Source organism: Arthrobacter ulcerisalmonis (assembly GCF_900609065.1).
GTDB classification, from domain to species: Bacteria; Actinomycetota; Actinomycetes; order Actinomycetales; family Micrococcaceae; genus Arthrobacter; species Arthrobacter ulcerisalmonis.
The window spans coordinates 26,149-46,641 of record NZ_UXAU01000041.1; the positions used below are offsets into that span (position 1 = coordinate 26,149).

General features: G+C 64.9%; 18 protein-coding genes. 10 read left to right on the forward strand and 8 right to left on the reverse strand.

The window, feature by feature from the left end; genetic code table 11:
• Positions 1-5: 5 nt before the first annotated feature.
• On the reverse strand, positions 6-875 hold the full coding sequence (locus PSET11_RS15320) for a DNA-formamidopyrimidine glycosylase family protein (RefSeq protein ID WP_124093193.1): 870 nt from the start codon (positions 873-875) through the stop codon (positions 6-8).
• Between the two features lie 166 nt (positions 876-1,041).
• Between PSET11_RS15320 and gcvH the strand changes: the two genes are divergently transcribed.
• The 5 genes from gcvH to PSET11_RS15345 all read left to right on the forward strand — a co-directional run bounded on the left by gcvH (position 1,042) and on the right by PSET11_RS15345 (position 4,119).
• The gene (gcvH, locus tag PSET11_RS15325) at positions 1,042-1,428 is read left to right on the forward strand and encodes a glycine cleavage system protein GcvH (RefSeq protein ID WP_124093194.1); all 387 of its coding nucleotides are present in this window, start codon (positions 1,042-1,044) and stop codon (positions 1,426-1,428) included.
• Positions 1,429-1,582: 154 nt separating this feature from the next.
• A complete protein-coding gene (locus PSET11_RS15330) occupies positions 1,583-2,056 on the forward strand; it encodes an FHA domain-containing protein (RefSeq protein ID WP_124093195.1) in 474 nt (157 codons plus the stop codon).
• A gap of 23 nt (positions 2,057-2,079) precedes the next feature.
• Positions 2,080-2,796, forward strand: a complete 717-nt coding sequence (gene ftsR, locus PSET11_RS15335; protein ID WP_124093196.1) for a transcriptional regulator FtsR — start codon at positions 2,080-2,082, stop codon at positions 2,794-2,796.
• Entirely contained in the window at positions 2,796-3,299 is a 504-nt protein-coding gene (locus PSET11_RS15340; RefSeq protein ID WP_124093197.1) for a bifunctional nuclease family protein, read from the forward strand. The genes ftsR and PSET11_RS15340 overlap by 1 nt, the downstream gene beginning before the upstream one ends.
• A gap of 226 nt (positions 3,300-3,525) precedes the next feature.
• Positions 3,526-4,119 (forward strand): MerR family transcriptional regulator, encoded by a 594-nt coding sequence (locus PSET11_RS15345; RefSeq protein WP_124093198.1) that lies wholly within the window; start codon positions 3,526-3,528, stop codon positions 4,117-4,119.
• A 74-nt stretch (positions 4,120-4,193) separates the two neighbouring features.
• Here the strand turns inward: PSET11_RS15345 and PSET11_RS15350 are convergent, their stop codons facing one another.
• Positions 4,194-5,012, reverse strand: a complete 819-nt coding sequence (locus tag PSET11_RS15350) for a ParA family protein (protein ID WP_124093199.1) — start codon at positions 5,010-5,012, stop codon at positions 4,194-4,196.
• Positions 5,013-5,310: 298 nt separating this feature from the next.
• On the opposite strand from PSET11_RS15350, the gene PSET11_RS15355 reads away from it, so the two are divergent.
• Positions 5,311-8,706, forward strand: coding sequence for a pyruvate carboxylase (locus tag PSET11_RS15355; protein ID WP_124093200.1), 3,396 nt, complete (start codon positions 5,311-5,313; stop codon positions 8,704-8,706).
• A 111-nt stretch (positions 8,707-8,817) separates the two neighbouring features.
• Here PSET11_RS15355 and PSET11_RS15360 read toward each other — a convergent pair whose 3' ends face one another.
• Positions 8,818-10,629: an AMP-dependent synthetase/ligase gene (locus PSET11_RS15360; protein ID WP_124093201.1), complete on the reverse strand. Its 1,812-nt coding sequence runs from the start codon at positions 10,627-10,629 to the stop codon at positions 8,818-8,820.
• 178 nt (positions 10,630-10,807) lie between these two features.
• Here PSET11_RS15360 and PSET11_RS15365 point away from each other — a divergent pair, with 178 nt between their 5' ends.
• A complete protein-coding gene (locus tag PSET11_RS15365) occupies positions 10,808-11,896 on the forward strand; it encodes an ROK family glucokinase (protein ID WP_124093202.1) in 1,089 nt (362 codons plus the stop codon).
• Here PSET11_RS15365 and PSET11_RS15370 read toward each other — a convergent pair.
• The 3 genes from PSET11_RS15370 to PSET11_RS15380 are packed head-to-tail and all read right to left on the reverse strand — an operon-like array spanning position 11,893 to position 13,989.
• Entirely contained in the window at positions 11,893-12,402 is a 510-nt protein-coding gene (locus PSET11_RS15370; protein WP_124093203.1) for a hypothetical protein, read from the reverse strand. The two genes, PSET11_RS15365 and PSET11_RS15370, sit on opposite strands and share 4 nt — an antisense overlap.
• Entirely contained in the window at positions 12,389-13,204 is an 816-nt protein-coding gene (locus tag PSET11_RS15375) for an alpha/beta hydrolase (RefSeq protein ID WP_124093204.1), read from the reverse strand. Before PSET11_RS15375 ends, PSET11_RS15370 begins: the two co-directional genes overlap by 14 nt.
• A complete protein-coding gene (locus PSET11_RS15380; protein ID WP_124093205.1) occupies positions 13,201-13,989 on the reverse strand; it encodes an alpha/beta hydrolase in 789 nt (262 codons plus the stop codon). Before PSET11_RS15380 ends, PSET11_RS15375 begins: the two co-directional genes overlap by 4 nt.
• A 110-nt stretch (positions 13,990-14,099) precedes the next feature.
• Here PSET11_RS15380 and PSET11_RS15385 point away from each other — a divergent pair, with 110 nt between their 5' ends.
• Together PSET11_RS15385 and PSET11_RS15390 are read left to right on the forward strand one after the other, a co-directional pair.
• Positions 14,100-14,810, forward strand: a complete 711-nt coding sequence (locus PSET11_RS15385) for a lysophospholipid acyltransferase family protein (RefSeq protein ID WP_124093206.1) — start codon at positions 14,100-14,102, stop codon at positions 14,808-14,810.
• A gap of 94 nt (positions 14,811-14,904) precedes the next feature.
• A complete protein-coding gene (locus PSET11_RS15390; protein ID WP_124093207.1) occupies positions 14,905-16,296 on the forward strand; it encodes a class II 3-deoxy-7-phosphoheptulonate synthase in 1,392 nt (463 codons plus the stop codon).
• A gap of 68 nt (positions 16,297-16,364) precedes the next feature.
• Here PSET11_RS15390 and pknB read toward each other — a convergent pair whose 3' ends face one another.
• Both pknB and PSET11_RS15400 read right to left on the reverse strand, forming a co-directional pair.
• On the reverse strand, positions 16,365-18,416 hold the full coding sequence (gene pknB / locus PSET11_RS15395) for a Stk1 family PASTA domain-containing Ser/Thr kinase (RefSeq protein ID WP_124093208.1): 2,052 nt from the start codon (positions 18,414-18,416) through the stop codon (positions 16,365-16,367).
• A gap of 77 nt (positions 18,417-18,493) precedes the next feature.
• Complete coding sequence (locus PSET11_RS15400) at positions 18,494-19,870, reverse strand: lytic transglycosylase domain-containing protein (protein ID WP_124093209.1); 1,377 nt, start codon at positions 19,868-19,870, stop codon at positions 18,494-18,496.
• Positions 19,871-20,123: 253 nt separating this feature from the next.
• Between PSET11_RS15400 and PSET11_RS15405 the strand changes: the two genes are divergently transcribed.
• Positions 20,124-20,477 (forward strand): Rv2175c family DNA-binding protein, encoded by a 354-nt coding sequence (locus PSET11_RS15405; protein ID WP_203415997.1) that lies wholly within the window; start codon positions 20,124-20,126, stop codon positions 20,475-20,477.
• The last annotated feature ends 16 nt before the right edge of the window (positions 20,478-20,493 follow it).

The following is a 20,493-nucleotide window of genomic DNA, read 5'->3' on the forward strand; positions in this document are numbered from 1 at the left end:
AGACCCTATTTGAGGAACTTCGACGTCCGGCGGTCCGCCAGGATCTTGCCCTTGGTCTGGCAGGTGGGACAGTACTGCAGGTCTGTGTCGGAGAAGGAAACCTCGTGAACCGTATCGCCGCAGACTGGGCAGGCCTGACCCGTCCGGGCATGGACACGCAGGTGGCTGCGTTTAGCGTCTTTCAAGTCTGCAGGCGGCCTGCCGTGCGCCTCCGCCACAGCCGCGCCCAAAATGGTGCGGATGGACTCGAAAAGGGTTTGGATGGCTGCTGGCTCCAGCGACTTGGCGATCGCAAAAGGAGACATCTTGGCTGCATGGAGGATTTCGTCGCTGTAGGCATTGCCAATCCCAGCGATCACGCTTTGGCTCCGCAGCAGTCCCTTGATCTGTTGCGAACTGCTGCCGACAATCTCAGCCAGCATGCCGACGTCGAACGCTGCGCCCAACGGGTCCGGGCCCAAGGCGGCGATACCAGGGACATCCAGCGGATCCCGCACCACGTACACGGCCAGGCTTTTCCGGGTGCCGGCCTCCGTGAGGTCCATGCCGTGCGCGCCGTCTTCGCCCTCAAACGCCAAGCGGGCAGCGATATAGCTGCCGCCGCGCTTCAAGGCAGCGGAACTGGGAGCATCGGTGAAGCGAACCCACCCCGCTCGAGCCAAATGAAACACCAGTGACGGCCCGCTGGTATCGATGCAGACAAACTTGCCGAAGCGCCGCACTCCAGCCACCGTCTGGCCTGCCAGTTCCGTGAACGGTGGATCAGCTGTCTTTAGAACGGCGAAGGAGACAATCTGCACCGAGGAAACCGTGGTCCCGCGCAGCTGCGAGTCCAGGAATTCGGCCAGGGCCGCAACTTCCGGCATTTCAGGCACGGCCTACCGCCAGCGATTCCAGCAGCCGAATCCAGCGCATGAGCTCATGGGTCCCATCCTTGCAGAAACACCGGTGAACGGGCGCGAAGTTGTGTCTATACTTTCAGCGGCGGCCTGTTTCCGGGCCGGCGTCGACAGTGGTGATTGATCCAACGAAAGGCCCCTGATGTCCAACATTCCCGAAGAACTGTCCTACACCGCCGAACACGAATGGATCTCCGCCCCGGACGCCAATGGGGTAGTCCGCGTAGGCATCACCGATTTCGCCCAAGATGCCTTGGGCGACGTGGTCTACGCGCAGCTGCCGGAATCCGGAACCAAGGTCACGGCCAACGAAGTGGTGGGCGAAGTAGAGTCCACCAAGAGTGTCAGCGACATCTACGCACCCGTCAGCGGCGAAATCGTCTCGCGCAACGACTCCCTGGACACCGAATCGGCCCTGATCAACACCGATCCTTACGGCGACGGCTGGCTTTTCGAGGTCAAACTCGCTGACGCCGACGCCATGGAGTCACTGCTCAGTGCATCGGAGTACGAACAGCAGGTAGGCTGAAGATAGCCGGTTAAGCCGGTCCGGCCCCCGAACCTTTGACTGGGTATCTCCGCACGTCAGAGGCCGTTGGGAGCCGGAGCCGGACCTTTCTGAAAAGGTCGGCCGGAAATTGAGAGTTGCAGGCCCGAGCCTGCTGCGTAATGAGGAGGAATCCATGGCTGGCCATATCGAAAACCCTGCCGACGGGGATTACGGCGTGGGGTCGGCTGGGGCATCGGAGACCACCTCGATCCACATCACTCCCGTGGCCGAAACACCCGCTACTGCTCCGCAACTGTCTGCGGAGGAACGCACGTCCGTCGAAGCACTGCCCGCTGGTTCCGCCCTGCTCGTGGCCCACAGCGGCCCGAACGCTGGCGCCCGGTTCCTGCTCGACTCGGACGTCACCACCGCTGGGCGGCACCCAGAAGCTGGCATCTTCCTGGACGACGTCACCGTCTCCCGGCGGCATGTCGAGTTCCGCCGCACGGACAAGGGCTTCGAAGTGGTGGACAAGAATAGCCTCAACGGCACCTATGTCAACCAAGACCGGGTGGATGCGGTGGAACTGAAGTCCGGCAGTGAAGTCCAGATCGGTAAGTTCCGCCTGACCTTCTACCTGAGCCCTGCCGTCGCAGGCCGCGGCTGATCCGGGAACACCTGCCTGTGGCAATGGCACAACCGGACCGTCGGGGTCCCCAGGTCCTGAACATCGGCGAAGTCCTCGCACAACTCAGCGACGACTTCCCGGCCATGACTGCGTCAAAAATCCGGTTCCTGGAGGAAAAAGGCCTGATCAACCCGCGGCGCACGCCAGCGGGATATCGTCAGTACTCGGATAGTGACGTGGAGCGCCTGCGGTTCGTCCTGGCGCTGCAACGGGACCAGTACCTTCCGCTCAAGGTGATCAAGGACTACCTGGACGCCATCGACAGGGGAGAGCGGCCGGAAAACCTGCCGCCCGGCGTCGTGGTTTCACCACGCATTGTCTCCGATGAACTCGCTGCGGAACTGCAGCGGCGCGGCAGGACCCTGAGCGAAGAGCAACTCCGGGCCGAGTCAGGCGCGAGCGTCCCGCTGGTGCACTCGCTGTTGAGCTTCGGCCTCATCAGCCACAGCGGTGGCCGATTCGACGAACACTCACTCCAGGTAGCCCGCGCCTGCGTCCAGCTGGAAAGCCACGGCCTGGAACCTCGCCACCTGCGCCCCTTCCAAGCCGCCGCGGAACGCGAATTCGGCCTCGTCGAGCGAGTGGTGGCCCCATTGGCGTCCCGCAAGGACGCCGCGTCCCAGGCTCGCGCCGCCGAAGCCGCCCGGGAAATCAGCGAACTTTGCCTCACCCTGCACCGTGCCCTGGTCCAGGACCACATCGCACGTATGGACAACTGATGATCGAAGTGGAAATCGTGGGTGTCCGCATCGAACTGCCTTCCAACCAACCCCTGGTGCTGCTGCGGGAGCTGCACGGCGAACGGCATGTGCCCATCTGGATCGGAACCCCTGAGGCAAGCGCCATCGCACTGGCGCAACAGGGTGTGGTCCCGCCCCGGCCCATGACCCACGACCTCCTGCTCGACGTCGTGGAAGCCTTGGGCCACACGGTGGTCAGCGTCAATATCGTGGCGGTTGAGGACAACATCTTTTATGGCCAGCTGCAGTTCGACAGCGGTACCACTGTCAGCTCACGTGCCTCCGATGCCCTGGCTCTGGCGCTGCGCGCCAAGTGCCGCATCTGGTGCGCTGACTCCGTCATGGACGAGGCCGGAGTTCGGATCACCGAGCACGATGACGGTGAAGACGCCCAGCCTGCACCAGCAGTGGACCAGGAAGGCGAACTGCGCCGCTTCCGCGAGTTCCTCGACGACGTTGAGCCGGAAGACTTCGACGGCTGAGGTCACGTTAAGGTTAAAGTTGAGGCTGAAACTTTCGACACGCCCCCTCGAAGCCCCCAACGTCTTTGACCTTGGCCCCCGCCGGGCCTAACGTCGAGGTATTAGGTTCCCATTGCGTACGGCAGCCGGGCACGTCACACTGGAAAGTGCGCCCTGCGGACATGGCCAGTCTGGCCTCGTGCTCGTGTGCAGTAGCTCCGGGGAACGCACAACAAGGAGGATCCAGGTGAGTCCCAAAGGCGAATCAGGCGGGCTGAAGCAGCCCACTGGCGGTGCTGCTGTGCCCGTCAGCGGAGCTCAGGGCCTCCTGTTCACGGAGGACCTCCCCGTTCTTGACGAAGACGCCGGCTACCGCGGCCCCACCGCCTGTAAAGCAGCCGGCATCACGTACCGCCAGCTGGATTACTGGGCCCGCACCGGACTCGTTGAGCCCGCTGTCCGCGGCGCAGCCGGATCCGGCTCCCAGCGCCTCTACGGTTTCCGGGACATCCTGGTCCTCAAAGTGGTCAAGCGGCTCCTGGACACCGGAGTATCGCTGCAGCAGATCCGCACCGCCGTGGAACACCTCCGGGAGCGAGGCGTCGAAGACCTCGCCCAGATCACGCTGATGAGCGACGGCGCCAGTGTCTACGAATGCACGTCCGCCGACGAAGTCATCGACCTGGTGCAGGGCGGCCAGGGAGTCTTCGGCATCGCCGTAGGCCGCGTGTGGCGTGAAGTTGAAGGCAGCCTCGCCTCGCTGCCCAGTGAGCACGCCGTTGAACAATCCTTCCCGGATGATGAGTTGAGCAAGCGCAGGGCCACCCGAAAAATCAGCTGACCACCGCGCCACAAAAAAGCCGCTCCTCGGAGCGGCTTTTTTGTTTAGCTTGCTGTCTGTGACCGGCAGTATCCCTAGCGGGCGCGGCTGCGCAGGCCGCCACCAGCCGCCATCACGTTGGCCAGCAGGTCGTCAAAAAGTCCGGCTGCGGTTTTGGCCGAATCGCCGGGCCACTGGTGCACGGGGTGGGCTGCGCCTTGGATCTGCTGCCAGTTGGCCTGTTCCGGAATCCTCGGGCTGAGCAACAGCTCGCCAAACATGGATTCCATCTCGGCCAGCCGGTAGGTGTGTTCGGAGGAGCTGGGACGGACCCGGTTGGCCACAATGCCTGCAGGTACCAGGTTGGGGGCGAACTCGCGCCGGAACAACTGGATGGCTCGCAGGGTGCGCTCGGTACCAGCCACGGAGAAGAGCCCAGGTTCGGCGACCAGGGCCACCTTGTCGCTGGCGGACCACGCCATCCTGGTCAGGCCGTTGAGTGACGGCGGGCAGTCGATGAGCACCAGCTGATACTTGTCGGCGCCGGCAAGCACTGTGGAGAGTCGGCGCAGGTCACGCCTGCCAAGGTCCGGACGGTCGTAGATGCCTGTGTAGGCGGACCCGACGGCGACGTCCAGGACTGCTGGTCCGGACCCGTTGGATGAAGCCTTGGCGGTCCAGCTGCTACCAACCACGTTGTCCGCGAGCCGTGCCCGGCGGGGACTCTTGAGCATCTTGCCAATGTCCAGCTGATCACCAGGCTGCACGCCCAAGGCGGTGGTGGCATCGGCATGCGGATCGAGGTCAACCACCAAAGTCCGGATTCCTGCGGCCAGCGCCGCCGAGGCTAGTCCTGTGGTGACGGAGGTCTTGCCGACCCCGCCCTTGAGGCTGCTGATGCTGACTACTTGCACTTGAGAGACCAAAACCTAACGCCGGTTGCCCTGTTCGGAGTACTTTGGCTCGGCAGAACCGAGTCCGGACGGACCTGCCGCCCTACTCATCATATGTTGCTGTCTGGACGTTTATTGCTTTCTACGGCGGCGGCACGGCAACGGACTTTGGGTCGGGGTATTTTTAGTGACGACCGCGAAACTCTTTGGGAGATGACGGGGATTACTGTGATGGTTGTCACGAAGATTTGTCATGGGCGGCACCGTTCTTAGACACTGTGACCACTCACCGATCCAATCGCAATGATGCAGGAGAAGTATGTTTTCCAAAGTACTGGTGGCCAACCGCGGCGAAATCGCGATCAGGGCCTTCCGCGCCGGCTACGAGCTGGGTGCCAAAACCGTTGCTGTGTTCCCTCATGAGGATCGAAACTCGATCCACCGCCAGAAGGCGGATGAGGCGTATCTGATTGGTGAAGAAGGACACCCGGTCCGCGCTTACCTGGACGTGGCTGAGGTGGTGCGGGTCGCCAAGGAGTCAGGTGCCGACGCCATCTACCCCGGCTACGGCTTCCTCTCCGAAAATCCGGACCTGGCCCGGGCGGCCAAGGAAGCTGGCATCACGTTCGTCGGCCCGCCGGCCGAGGTACTGGAGCTGGCTGGCAACAAGGTGGCGGCCCTTAAAGCTGCCCGCGAAGCCGGCGTCCCCGTCCTGAAGTCCAGCGAGCCGTCCAAGGACCTGGACGAACTCATCAAGGCAGCAGACGAAATCGGCTTCCCCATCTTCGCCAAGGCCGTAGCCGGCGGTGGCGGCCGTGGCATGCGCCGCGTGGACACCCGTGAAGCCCTTCCAGAGGCACTCAACGCGGCCATGCGCGAGGCTGACGCCGCCTTCGGTGACCCCACCATGTTCCTGGAACAGGCGGTCTTGCGCCCACGGCACATCGAAGTGCAGATCCTGGCTGACGCAGAGGGCAACATCATGCACCTCTTCGAACGTGACTGCTCCATCCAGCGTCGCCACCAGAAGGTCATCGAAATTGCGCCCGCTCCCAACCTGGACGAGGGCATCCGGCAGGCCCTTTACCGCGATGCCGTGAAGTTCGCCAAGGCACTGAACTACGTCAACGCAGGAACCGTCGAGTTCCTGGTGGACACCGTGGGTGAACGGGCCGGCCAGCACGTCTTCATCGAAATGAACCCGCGCATCCAGGTGGAGCACACCGTCACCGAAGAAGTCACGGACGTGGACCTGGTGCAGGCGCAGATGCGGATCGCGGCCGGCGAGACCCTCGCGGACCTCGGCCTCTCGCAGGAAACGGTGCACCTCAAGGGCGCCGCGCTGCAGAGCCGCATCACCACTGAAGACCCCAGTAATGGGTTCCGCCCCGACGTCGGAAAGATCACTGCCTACCGTTCCGCCGGTGGCGCAGGGGTACGGCTCGACGGCGGCACCGTCTACTCGGGTGCCGAAATCAGCCCGCACTTCGATTCCCTGTTGGTGAAGCTCACCTGCCGCGGACGCGATTACCCCGCGGCCGTTGCCCGGGCCCGCCGGGCCCTTGCGGAATTCCGGATCCGTGGCGTGTCCACCAACATCCCCTTCATCCAGGCTGTCCTCGATGATGAGGCCTTCATCGCCGGCGATGTTGCCACCAGCTTCATCGATGAGCGCCCCGAGCTGCTCAAGGCCCGGGTCTCGGCCGACCGTGGCACCAAGCTGCTGACCTGGCTTGCCGATGTCACCGTCAACAAGCCCAACGGCGAGTTGACGGTCCACTCAGACCCGGCGGACAAGCTTCCCGTCGTCAAAGACGCAACGATCGAACCTGGCTCCCGGCAGCGGCTGCAGGAACTCGGCCCCGAAGGCTTCGCGGCGGCCCTCAGGGCCCAGACGGCCGTGGCCGTCACCGACACCACGTTCCGTGATGCCCACCAGTCGCTGTTGGCCACCCGGGTGCGCACTAGGGACCTGGTTGCCGCCGGACCTGCAGTGACGGCGCTCCTGCCGCAGCTGCTTTCGGTGGAAGCCTGGGGTGGCGCCACCTACGACGTCGCGCTACGGTTCTTGGGCGAGGACCCGTGGGACCGGCTTGCCGCACTCCGGGAAGCCCTGCCGAACGTGTGCCTGCAGATGCTGCTGCGCGGCCGGAACACCGTGGGCTACACGCCCTACCCGGAAGAGGTGACCGAAGCCTTCGTCAACGAGGCCGCCGCCACGGGCATCGATATCTTCAGGATCTTCGACGCCCTCAACGACGTGAACCAGATGGCCCCGGCCATCCGCGCCGTCCGGGCCACGGGTACCGCCGTCGCAGAAGTTGCCCTCTGCTACACCGCGGACATGCTCAACCCAGACGAAACCCTCTACACCCTCGACTACTACCTGGAACTCGCGCAGAAGATCGTCGACGCCGGCGCCCACATCCTAGCCATCAAGGACATGGCCGGGCTGCTTCGGCCCGCCGCCGCCGCCCGGTTGGTGAAGGCACTGCGCGAACGGTTCGACCTGCCCGTGCACCTGCACACGCACGATACGGCCGGCGGCCAGTTGGCCACCCTCCTGGCAGCTGTCGATGCCGGCGTCGACGCCGTGGACGTGGCGTCCGCCTCGTTGGCCGGCACCACCAGCCAGCCGTCGGCGTCCTCGCTCGTTGCAGCGTTGGCGCATACTCCACGGGATACCGGCCTCAACCTGGACAGTGTGAGCTCACTGGAACCGTACTGGGAAGCCGTCCGACGCGTCTACGCCCCGTTCGAGTCCGGCCTGCCGGGCCCCACCGGCCGGGTCTACCAGCACGAGATTCCCGGCGGACAGCTGTCCAACCTGCGCCAGCAGGCCATGGCACTTGGTCTGGGGGAGCGCTTCGAGGCCATCGAGGATATGTACACCGCCGCGGACCGGATCCTGGGCCGCCTGGTCAAGGTCACGCCGTCGTCGAAGGTGGTGGGCGACCTCGCCCTGCACCTGGTGGGCCTGAACGCCGACCCGGCCGACTTCAACGAGAACCCGCAAAACTACGACATCCCGGATTCGGTCATCGGGTTCCTGTCTGGTGAACTGGGCGACCCGCCCGGAGGCTGGCCGGAACCGTTCCGCACCAAGGCCCTCCAGGGCCGCAGCATCAAGGTGCGCGACGTGGAATTGAGTGCCGAGGACAGCGCTGCGCTGCAGGCGGACTCGAAGACGCGCCAGCACACCTTGAACCGGTTGCTGTTCGCCGGTCCCACCAAGGACTACCTGAAGAGCGTTGAGACCTACGGCAACATCTCGGTCCTGGACACTCGTGACTACCTCTACGGCCTGCAGCAGGGCGGGGAGCATGAGATCACCCTTGAACGTGGCGTGCGCCTGATCGCGTCGCTCGAGGCCGTTTCGGAACCGGACGAAAAGGGTATGCGCACCGTCATGTGTACCCTCAACGGTCAGTCCCGCAATGTCACGGTCCGCGACCGCTCAGTGGTAAGCAACGTCAAGGCCACGGAGAAGGCCGACCCCGCCCAGCAGGGCCACGTTGCGGCACCGTTTGCCGGCGCCGTCACCGTGACAGTGAAGGCGGGCGACACCGTGGCGGCAGGCGATACCGTGGCCACCATCGAAGCCATGAAGATGGAAGCGTCCATCACGACGCCGGTGGGCGGCAAGGTCTCGCGCCTCGCCATCTCCGCGGTGGAGCAGGTCCAGGGCGGCGATCTGCTGATCGTGGTCGAGTAACCACACCACAACGAGGCGGGGCCACCCCCAGCCAAGGAACTGGATTCCTTGGCTGGGGGTGGCCCCGTCTCGTTGGTGCGCTTAGACCAGGTCTGCCGGCGGACCCTGCGGTCAGGACGCGCGCGGCGCTGAGTACATTTCCTCGATGACGGCCTCGAAGTCCTTCATCACCTGCGCCCGCTTGACCTTCATGGACGGGGTCAGGTGCCCTGACGCTTCGGTGAAATCTGCCGGCACGATGCGGAAGGACTTGATGGCTTCCGCCTGGGACACCGAACCGTTGGCGGCGTTGATCAGGTCCTGGACGGCTGCCTTGACCACGGTGTTGCTGGCCGCGTCGGCAAGCGATGTGCTTGCGGGCAGGCCGTGCCTCTGCAACCAACCCGGCAGGGCCTCGGGGTCCAAGGTGACCAAAGCGCCGATGAACGGCTTGTTGTCGCCGACCACCAGGACCTGCGAGACCAACGCATCGGCGCGGATCTGATCCTCAAGCAGGGCCGGGATCACGTTCTTGCCGCTGGCGGTGACGATGATTTCCTTCTTGCGGCCCGTGATCCAGACGAAACCGTCCTCATCAATCCTGCCGACGTCCCCGGTGCGGAACCAGCCCTCGGTGAAGGTTTCGGCCATCAGTTCTTCGCGCTTGTAGTAGCCCTTCATGACGCAGACGCCCTTGGCGAGGATTTCGCCGTCGTCGGCAATCTTGACGGCGTTGCCCGGCAGCGGCTTGCCGACGGAACCGATCTTGATCCGTGAGGGCGTGTTGACCGTGATGGGTGCGGTGGTTTCCGTCAGGCCGTAGCCCTCGAGGACCTGCATGCCGATCCCTTGGAAGAAGTGGCCCAGCCGTTCGCCGAGGGGCCCACCGCCGGAGACAGCGTGGGCCACCTGGCCACCCATAGCCGCGCGGAGCTTGCCGTAGACCAACTTGTCGAACAGGGCGTGCTTGAGCTTCAGGCCCAGGCCTACCGAGCCAGCTTGCCGCGCCTTGGAGTAGGCGATGGCGGTGTCTGCTGCGCGGTGGAAGATGGCACCCTTGCCACCGTCCTCTGCTTTGGTCAGGGCCGAGTTGTAGACCTTTTCGAAGACGCGGGGAACAGCCAAAATGAACGTGGGCTGGTAGCTCTGCAGGTCAGCGAGCAGGTTCTTGATGTCCGGGGTGTGGGCTACCGTGGTGCCGGCCGCCATGGCCAGCACGGAGATGTAGCGGGCAAACACGTGCGCCAGCGGAAGGAACATGATCGTCTTCGCATGCTCGTGCACAATTTCGCCGATGATGGCCAGCGCGTTGTCGGAGAGCTCCACGAAGTTGCCGTGGGTCAGTTCGCAGCCCTTGGGCCTGCCGGTGGTGCCGGAGGTATAGATGATGGTGGCGACGTCATCCAGGTTCGCCGTGGCGCGGCGCGCTTCCAGGTCGGCGTCGCTGACGCCCCGGCCGGCCTCCCGGAGTGCGTCCAGGCCGTTGCCTTCCAGCTGCCAGACGTTCGCCAGCGCGGTGAGGCCCTCGGACGTAGCCGCCTGCTGAATGATGTTTTCGTGGTGCGCCGACTCGCCAAATGCAGCCACGGCGCCGGAGTCACCTAAGTTCCAGGCAACCTGAGACGGCGAAGACGTCTCGTAAATCGGCACCGAAACCGCGCCGGCGAACCAGATGGAAAAATCCACCAGAGACCATTCGTAGCGAGTACGGGACATGATTCCCACGCGGTCTCCGGCGCCAACGCCGCTGGCCATCAGCCCCTTGGCGAGGGCGTGCACGTCGGCGAGGAAGTCTTTGGCGGCAATGTCTTGCCAGGCGCCGGTGGCGTCCAGCCGCGAGAACAGGATGGGGTTGCTCGGCTTGTTGGACTGCCGCAGCACCAGGTCCGTGACGTTGGTCTCTGGTGCGGCCACAACGAGGGACGGAACACTGAATTCGCGCACTATAGCTCCTTTGATATCCGAGGTCCCGCGCAGGGATGTGCAACCAGCCTAGTATGTCCGCGCGAGGCCATGCTGGAACTAAACCTACTGGCCAGTAACATTGGCGTCAATGTGCCTTCCCGGTCCGGTGTGAGGGCCGTCTGCGGGAGCCGGGGCGGGCGATCTAGGATGGTGGACTATGAACGCAGCAGCTGCCGGTGAGCAGCCCACCCTTCCGGCGAGAAACGTTCCCTGGGGACGCAGGCCACCGGCGCCGGCCCGGATTCGCCGTGACGCCGGTTTCCACCCCCGAGTGCGGCTGGGCCGCAAGGGCCTGGCGATCGGGATCGATATCGGTGGAACCAAGGTGGCAGCCGGCGTTGTGGACGCCGAGGGGCGCATCCTCCGCCAGAGCCGCCGGGCCACCCCCGGCACCGATCCACGCGCCGTCGAACGCGTCATTGTGGAACTGGTGACCGAGCTGGGACGGGACTACCGGGTGGGATCGGTGGGAATTGGCGCTGCCGGCTGGATGGACCTGGACGGTGGCACGGTGCTCTTCAGCCCCCACCTTGCCTGGCGGAACGAACCCCTGCGGGCGAACCTGCAGCAGCTCCTTCGGCGCCCTGTCCTGTTGGCGAACGACGCCGACGCCGCGGCCTGGGCAGAATGGCGCTTTGGCGCCGGGCAGGGTGAGGGCAGGCTGGTCTGCATCACGCTGGGCACCGGAATCGGGGGCGCCATGGTCATGGACGGAAGGATCGAGCGGGGCCGCTTTGGGGTGGCCGGCGAGTTTGGCCACCAAGTCATCATGCCGGGCGGGCAGCGTTGTGAATGCGGTAACCGCGGTTGTTGGGAGCAGTACGCGTCGGGGAATGCCCTCGGCCGGGAAGCTCGGCTGCTCGCCAGCGCCAACTCGCCCATGGCCAGGGACTTGCTGGACGCAGTGTCCGGTGATGCTGTGTCGCTCACCGGCGCGATCGTCACCGAGCTCGCCCTGGCAGGCGATCCGGCATCCCGGGAACTGGTGGAGGACGTGGGGGAGTGGCTGGGGTTGGGGCTCGCCAACCTGGCCGCCGCACTGGATCCAGGGCTCTTTGTGATCGGTGGCGGGCTCTGCTCGGCGGGCGAACTCCTGGTCGGTCCGGCCCGCAAGGCGTTCGCCCGGAACCTGACCGGCCGCGGCTTCCGGCCTGTCGCCGACATCAAACTCGCCGCCCTTGGCCCCAACGCGGGACTCATTGGGGCCGCCGACCTGGCCCGCGTCAGCAGCCGCGGGCGCCGCTAGACCCTGGCGCCGTCGTCGCCGTCGGCCTTCTCCTGCGGCAGCTTCATGATCAGGAACGCCACCCCGAAAACGAAGGCTGCCACCATGCCCACGATCGCCAACAGGGGAGCCGACCGCCAGAACATCACCGTGGCCATGATCGCCAGTGGCCCGCCCAGCGCGCCACACCAGGCCAGCACGGTGAGGGGATCCGTGCCCGCGAGGCTGGGCGGCTCCTCGGGAACGAACTCGCCGTCGTCGTCCTCCACGTCATAATCGCGGGGACCCAACGGACCGGCCTCACCTGGTGCTCCCGCGGCGCGTTCGGCGGCTGACGGCTCGGCCGGTGCATTTCCAGCCAGGCCCAGGGGATCGAAATCCCGGAAGGGCCGCGGCGGCGCGGGCGCTGGATCCGGGGACGGGTCGACGCCGGCAAAGTCACTTTCGAGCCGGGCCACCAGATCCAGCCACACGGCGTCGTCCTGGCTGGCATCGTGGTCAGCGGAGTCCGATTCATGCCGGGTCATGGCTATCCTCCCTGGCTGGCGCTGGAGTTCCGGACGCCGCGGGGGTGATCGTGGCGACGTGCCGGGTGATGAAGTCGACCGACCCCTGGAAGATTGTTCCGGCGTCGTGGTCCATGGTGGCCACGTGATAGCTGTTGGGCAGCGGGATGACCTCCAGCGGCGCATGGCTGAGGCCTTGCCGCAAGGCGACCATCGAGGATTCAGACACCACATGGTCCACGCTGGAGCGGTAGACCTGGACCGGTGCGGTGACGCGAGGGAGCAGCCGGACAGTGTCTTTGAACATCTTGTTGAGCTCGTGCGCGGCCGCCACCGGCGTGCGCGGGTAGGCGCCTTCCTCGACCCCTGGCTTGAGGATGTCGTTGGAAATTGGCGGCGTGGACTTGACCACCAATTTGAGCAGCCCGGCCAGCGGAGCTCGCGGATCGTCGATAACCAACCCGGGGTTGACCAAGACCACGCCTGCCACCGGGCGGGTTGCCGCGATCCGGAGGGCCAGCGCTCCGCCCATGCTGAGCCCCGCAGCAAAAACGTGCTCGCAGCTGGCATCAAGGTCCAGATACGCGGCATCCAGGGCATCGTGCCACTGGTGCCACTTTTTGCGGGACAGGTCCTGCCAGCTGGTGCCATGGCCGGGCAAGAGCGGCATGCGGACCGCGAATCCGGCGTCGGCCATTGCCTGCGCCCAGTCACGCAGTCCGTGCGGGCTGCCGGTAAAGCCGTGCGAGAGCACCACTCCAATGCTTGGTCCACCGGCGCGGACGTCGCTGCTGAAGGGACGGTGGTCCGGTGCTGCGGTCATGAGGTCTCCAACGGGAGGGCGGTGCGGGCAGTGGAATCAAAGAACGCGCGGGACGACGCGAAAATCAACGGCGCGTCCACATCAAGCGTAGCCACATGGCCGCTCTCCGCAAGGTCCACCACCTCCACCAGGTGGGACCCCAGGTGCTTCCGCATCAGGGCCAGCGAGGTGGGTGGCACCACCACGTCGGTCAACGACTTGAACACCTGCACGGGAGCGCTGATGGTGGGCAGTCCCCGGGTGGCTGCCGCGAAGAGCTTTTTCAGTTCGTGAACTGCTGCCAGCGGCGTCCGTGAGTAGTCGCCGTCGTAGGTCACCATGGCACTGGGCTTGTCTTCGGCGATGGGCGCGGTGGTGCGTTGGACGAATTTCAGCAGGCCGATCACCTTGATCCGCCGGTCGTAGAACGTCAGGCCCGGGTTCACCACGCTGACCCCCGCCACCCGGTGCTTGGCGGCAGTCAAGAGGGCAATGGCGCCACCCATGGACAAGCCGGCCGCAAAGCAGGTGTCGGTCCGCGCCTGCAGGTCCAGGAACGCCTCTTCGTAGGCGCCGTACCAGTCCCGCCAGCTGCGCCGGCCCAGATCGCGCCAGCTGGTTCCGTGGCCGGGGAGGAGCGGCACGGTAACGCAGAAGCCTGCATCCGCCAAGTACTGGGCCCACGGCAAAACGCTCAGCGGGCTGCCGGAAAACCCGTGGCAGATGGCGATTCCAATCCGAGCGCGCTCGCCGTGGCCGGGGTAGCTGAAGGCGGCCGGAGGGGTCGGATGGGTGCCTGCAGTCATGCGTCCATCGTGTCACTGTTCGCGGTGTTTCTCACTAGAGTAGGGTGGCATTGAATTGCTGGCCGGGCCCGACGCCGGGCTGGACGGCCGCCGTCGGGAGAGGTCACTACGTGTTCTATTGGGTCATGAAACGGGTCTTCCTCGGGCCGATCCTTCGGCTCCTGTTCCGCCCGTGGGTCAAAGGACTGGACAATATTCCTGCCGAGGGAGCGGCCATCATCGCTTCCAACCACCTGTCCTTCTCGGACTCCATCTTCATGCCACTGATGGTCCGCCGGCCGGTGGTGTTCCTGGCCAAGTCTGAGTACTTCACCGGTACTGGAATCAAGGGTCGGCTCACGGCGCTCTTCTTCCGGCTGACCAACCAGCTCCCCATGGATCGGTCCGGCGGAGCAGCCTCGGCCGCCTCCCTCGGTGCGGGGATGGACGTCTTGGGTCACGGCGGCCTCCTCGGAATCTACCCAGAAGGCACCCGGAGTCCGGACGCCAAGCTATATCGGGGCAAGGTGGGGGTGGCCCGCCTGGCATTGGAGGCTGGCGTGCCGGTGATTCCTGTGGCCATGATCGGCACGGACAAGGTCCAGCCCATCGGCAAGCGGCTCCCCAACATCCGCAGGATCGGGATGATCTTCGGCGAGCCGCTGGACTTCTCCGAGTTCCACGACCAGGTCGAGGACCGCGCCGTGCAGCGCAAGGTCACCGACGCCATCATGTTCGAACTGATGCGGCTCTCCGGCCAGGAATACGTGGACGAATATGCCGCCGTCGTCAAGCTCCGGCAGTCCGCCGCGGCCGACGGCGGTGCTGCCGCCGCCCAGTAGGCGGCCCTTCCCGCCCTTGCTGTCACGACGCCGGGAGGTGTCCACGTGATGGTCACGGTGCCCCGCAGGCCGTGGCGGGAGATAGGCTAGGGGAGTGACTGAGCTATTTGAAAAATCTGCCCTCCCGCTGTCCGGAATCGCCCAAAGCGGCGCCGCGAACTACCCCGGATTGGACAGCTGGCGAGATCTTCCCATCTCACAGCAGCCCACCTGGCAGGACAAGGCAGTCTTTGACGCTTCCGTGCAGGAACTCTCCATGGTTCCGCCGCTGGTTTTCGCCGGCGAAGTAGACGTCCTGCGTGCCCGGCTTGCGGACGCGGCCCAGGGCAAGGCCTTCCTCCTGCAGGGCGGCGACTGCGCGGAGACCTTTGACGCCGCTACGGCAGACAAGATCAGCTCACGGGTGAAGACCATCCTGCAGATGGCAGTGGTCCTCACCTACGGTGCCGCAATGCCGGTCATCAAAATGGGCCGGATGGCAGGCCAATTCGCCAAGCCGCGCTCCTCCAACGATGAAACCCGCGACGGCGTGACGCTTCCCGCGTACCGCGGCGACATCGTCAACGGCTACGAGTTCACGCCGGAATCGCGCGGCCACGATGCCGCCCGCATGCTCCGCGCCTACCACACCTCCGCCTCGACGCTGAACCTGATTCGCGCCTTCACGCAGGGCGGTTTCGCCGATCTGCGCCTGGTGCACCAGTGGAACAAGGGCTTCACCGAGAACCCTGCGCACGCCCGCTACGAATCACTGGCCCGCGACATTGACCGGGCCATCAAGTTCATGGACTCCTGCGGCGCGGACTTCGAAGCACTCAAGCGCGTGGAGTTCTTTGCCAGCCACGAAGCGCTGCTGCTCGACTACGAGCGTGCCCTGACCCGCATCGATTCCCGCACCGGACTTCCCTACGACACGTCCGCGCACTTCCTCTGGATTGGCGAGCGGACCCGCGAGCTCGACCACGCCCATGTCGACTTCCTCTCGAAGGTACGCAACCCGATCGGCGTCAAGCTTGGCCCGTCCACCACGGGAGACGACGCGCTGCGCCTCATCGACAAGTTGGACCCGGAGCGTGAACCCGGCCGCCTGACCTTCATCACCCGGATGGGTGCTGGCAACATCCGCGAGAAGCTTCCTGCCCTCGTGGAGAAAGTCACCGCCTCCGGAGCGCAGGTGCTCTGGGTGACCGATCCCATGCACGGCAACACCGTCACCTCACCCAATGGCTACAAGACCCGCAACTTCGACGACGTCATCGACGAGGTGCGCGGCTTCTTCGAGGTCCATCAAGCGTTGGGCACCGTTCCAGGCGGCCTGCACGTGGAGATGACCGGCGACGACGTCGCCGAGTGCCTTGGCGGCGCAGATCCCGTGGACCAAGAAGCCTTCCTGGACCGCTACGAATCGGTCTGCGACCCGCGCCTGAACCACATGCAGTCGCTCGAGATGGCGTTCCTCGTTGCCGGAGCGCTGTCGAAGAACTAGCCCCTCCTGCTTGACGGTGAAGGCCCGCCACCAGCTGCTGCTGGCGGCGGGCCTTCTGCTTGGTGCGCCTAGACCACCGTGATGGTAATGACTGAGCCCTCCGGCACCTTGGTGTTGACCGGGTCCTGCGAGCGGACAGTGCCAAAGAATCCGCCCAGGATGTTGTTGCGTCGCACCTCAAAGCCCAAGGCCTGCAAGGCCTTCTCTGCCTCGGCCGCTTGTTTGCCAACGAAGCTGGGCACATCCACCAGTTTGGGGCCCTTCGAAATGGTCAGCGTGACCGTTCCCCCCTTTGTGAGGGTTCCGTTGGCGGGACTCTGGCTGACCACCGATCCTTCGGGAACCTTGGCGTCGAAGACCTCCTCCGGTGCAATCTCGGCGACCAGGCTGGCTGCCTTGATGGCATCCACGGCAGCCTTCTGCCGCTGACCCACCACCGAGGGGACGGGCAGGGGCTGGGGGCCCTTGGAGACCACCAATGCCACCGGGGTGCCGCGCCTGATGTCAGTACCAGCCGCCGGATTCTGGCTGAGCACCACGCCCACGGCTACCTTTTCATCAAATTGTTCGGTGACAGTACCCAACGCCATTTCGGCTGCGTTGAGGCCAGCCTTCGCCGCATCGAGCGTGCCTCCGGTCAGGTCGCTGAGCGGAAAGAGTTGGGGACCCTTGGAGACGAACAGTGAAATAGGAATGAACTTTCGAATCTCAGCGCCCGCTGCTGGATCGCTGCCCACCACCAGGCCGTTAGGGACGTCGTCGTCGAACACATCGCTGGTCTTGGTGCTGAACCCGGCCTGCTCAAGGATGATCCGGGCATCCTCAACGGTCTTGTTGGAGACGGCAGGAATGCTGGCGGCGGCGCCGGGGCCCAGCCCGAAGAACCAGCCAGCGCCGGTTGCCAGGATGGCAACGAGGACCAGTGCCACTACCCAAAGGATTCCGCGCCGCCGTGGGTTGCCGTGGTGCAGGGTGCGGGTGGGTGTGGCAGCTGCCCGGGCATCGGCCTTGGCTGATTCCTTGGCGTTCCTGCGCTGTTCGCGTTTGGTCGGGGTTGGAGTTGGCGGCGTCCAGGTCTGTTCGTGCACGGGTTCTTTGTCCGGTGGGGTCAGCGTCCGGGCCGCAGGAAGAATGGTGGTGGGGTTGCTGTTGCGGGCAATGAACTCTGTGGGATTTACACCCTGCTGCGCCACCACGGCGGTCTCGCCAAACCTGGGGTCCGCCGGCAAGGTTGGCTGGGGCTGGCGGGATGCCGCAGGTTTCAGGTCCAGCTCCGCGTCGGTGAGCTGGGAACGGATGTGGTGGAGTTCGGCCAGCAGCGCGCCGCCATTCACCGGCCGGTTTTCCGGATCCTTGGCCGTGCACCACTGGACCAGTTCATCCAGCTCGGCGGTCAAACCCGGCACGATGCTCGACGGTGCCGCGACGGTGCCGGTGACGTGCTGGTACGCCACCTGGAGGGCTGTCTCGCCCGCGTAGGGCTGTTGGCCGGTGAGCATCTCGAAGAGCATGATGCCCACTGAGTAGACATCGCTGCGGGCGTCGGCTGGCTTGGCCTCCACCAGTTCGGGGGAGAGGTAGGCGGCGGTGCCGATGAGTTGCCCGGTGCTGGTGGCGTTGGACACGGCCCGGGAGAGGCCAAAGTCGCCGATCTTGACGCGACCGTCCGTGGCAATCAGGACGTTCTCCGGTTTGACGTCCCGGTGGATCATTCCGGCGGCGTGGGCTGCTGCCAGGCCGGCGACCACCGGTTCGATGTAGTCCAACGCTGCGCGCGGCGTCAACCGGCCTTGGGCCTTGATGACGTCTCTGAGGGTGTGCCCCTTGATGTACTCCATCACCAGGTAGGCGGTGGCGGCGTCGGTGTTCTGGTCAAAGACACCCACCACGTTGGGATGGGACAGCCGGGCCGCGGCCTTCGCCTCACGGCCCAAGTGGTCCAGGAAACCATTGTTGGCCGCGAGATGCGGGTGCAGCACCTTGAGCGCTACTTCGCGTTCCAGGCGTTGGTCAACGGCCAGGTACACGGTGGACATGCCTCCGAAGTCCAGCTTGGAGAGAATCGCATAGCGATTGTCCACCAGCGCTCCGATGAGGGGGTCTGAGACGTGTTCTTGCACCCTTCGATCCTAATCCCGCAAAGGTGAGGACCGGACCGATCCCGGTCCGGGCCTCACCGTGGCGTTCTTATGCCGACTCAGCGGAAGCTTTGCTGGTGCGACTTGATGCTTGCAACGTAGCGCTTGGTGTCGTCGTACATGCCGTACTTACTGACGGAGTACTGACCCTGGTAGTAGCCGGCGATTGCCGAGTCCCTGTCACCGCTGGTTGCCAGGAGCTGCCTGATAATGGCTACGCCGGCGGTGGCGTTGTCGTAGGGGTCGAGGAGGTTCAGTTTCCTGCCGACCAGGTCCGATGCCCACTGGCCGGAGCTGGGAATCACCTGCATGGTGCCGATGGCGTTGGCCGGCGAGACGGAGCGGTGATCGAAGCTGGACTCCTGGAAGGCGAAGGCAAGCGCCAAAGTTGGGTCGACACCCATCTTGCGGGCGGTGTCTGCAACAATCGTCTTCATTTCGGCGCGGCTGGGAACCGGAGCCGCGTTCAGCAGCGCCTTGTTCTCGTTGGCCGAGCTGACCACAGCTGCCGGGTAGGAGAACCCGAGGAAGGAACTGGGTACCAGATCCTTGGCGGGCGCAGCCGGTGCGGCTGGAGCTGCCGCCGCGGGAGCCGATGCCCCGGGGATGGTCAACTTGCTGCCGGGGTAGATGATGGTGCTTGCGTTGATCCGGTTGGCCGCCAGCAGGTTGCCCAAACTGACGCCATGGCGGGACGCGATAGCAGAGAGCGTGTCGCCCGACTTGATGGTGTACGAGCCCGTTGACGCCGCAGGGCTGGTGCTGGCGACCGGTGCAGCAGCTGCCGGTGCGGCGGCGGCTGGGGCTGGTGCGCTGCCTGCTCCCACCTTGACCTTCTGGCCGGGATAGATGATGGACCGGTTGGAAAGGTTGTTCCATGCGAACACGTCGCTGAGGCTCACGTTGTGACGGGCAGCAATGGCGCCCAGGGTGTCACCTGATTTGACGGTGTAGCTTGCGCCGCTGGGAGCGGCCGCCGGTGCCGCAGGAGCGGCTGCTGCCGGGGCTGCCGGGGCTGCCGGTGCAGTGCCCGAGCCGGGGAGCTTGATCGTCTGGCCGGGGTAGATGATGGTGTTTGCCTGCAGGTTGTTCAACGCCAGCACAGCGTTGGTGCTCAGGCCGAATTTCCCTGCAACGGCGCTGATCGTGTCGCCGCGGGCGATCGTGTACTGCGCCGGGACGGCTGTCTGGGCTGGGCGAAGGGCAGGGATGACAGCGGGGACGGCTGATGCCGGGATGATCGACGTCAACTGGCTGGCTGCCTGGGCCTTCATTGCTGCAGCCAGGGTGCCCGGAATGCTCCGGACTGCCGGCTGTGCTGTGGCCGGCTGGGCCATGGCCAGGGATGACAGAACAACCGCGGGCAGGGCAGCCGTGGTGGCGGCAATCATCGGCAGGCGCGACCGGGACTGCTGGCGCGTGCGGGATGTCGTCATGGAGGGGGTCCTTTTTCTCAACTGCGGGGTCATCACGACGTGCAGCGGTAGCCGCTGTCAGTTCGTATTCTAATGTTAGGCAAGTGACTTGTGTTACCGATGTGATCAATGTGAATCTTTCACGAATCTGCGGAGATCACAAGAAGACTGTCAATATTCATGACAAACGGATTTGTTGCCATTACCGCAGGCCAATGCCCCTTTAGGGCAGGCCAACTGGGCGCCATGGCACACACCGTGGCATTCTTGGTACGTGAGTACTGTAGAAAACCTTGTGGGCGAATGGTTGCCCCTGCCAGATGTTGCCCTCGAACTGAATGTGCCCATTACTCGGGTGCACAGCCTTCTTACCGAACGGGCCCTGGCCGCAGTGCGGGTTGGCGCGCGAAATATCCGTTCCGTCCCTGCCGCTTTCCTGCAGGATGGCATGGTGGTGGACAGCCTAAAGGGCACCATTGTGGTGTTATCTGATGCTGGTTATTCCGATGAAGACCTGATCGTGTGGCTCTTTACCGCAGACGAGTCACTTCGAGGCCGTCCCATTGATGCGCTGCGCGAAGGCCGAAAGACCGAAATTAGGCGCCGGGCCCAAACTCTGGCCTGGTAGGACCAGTGCCTGGCCC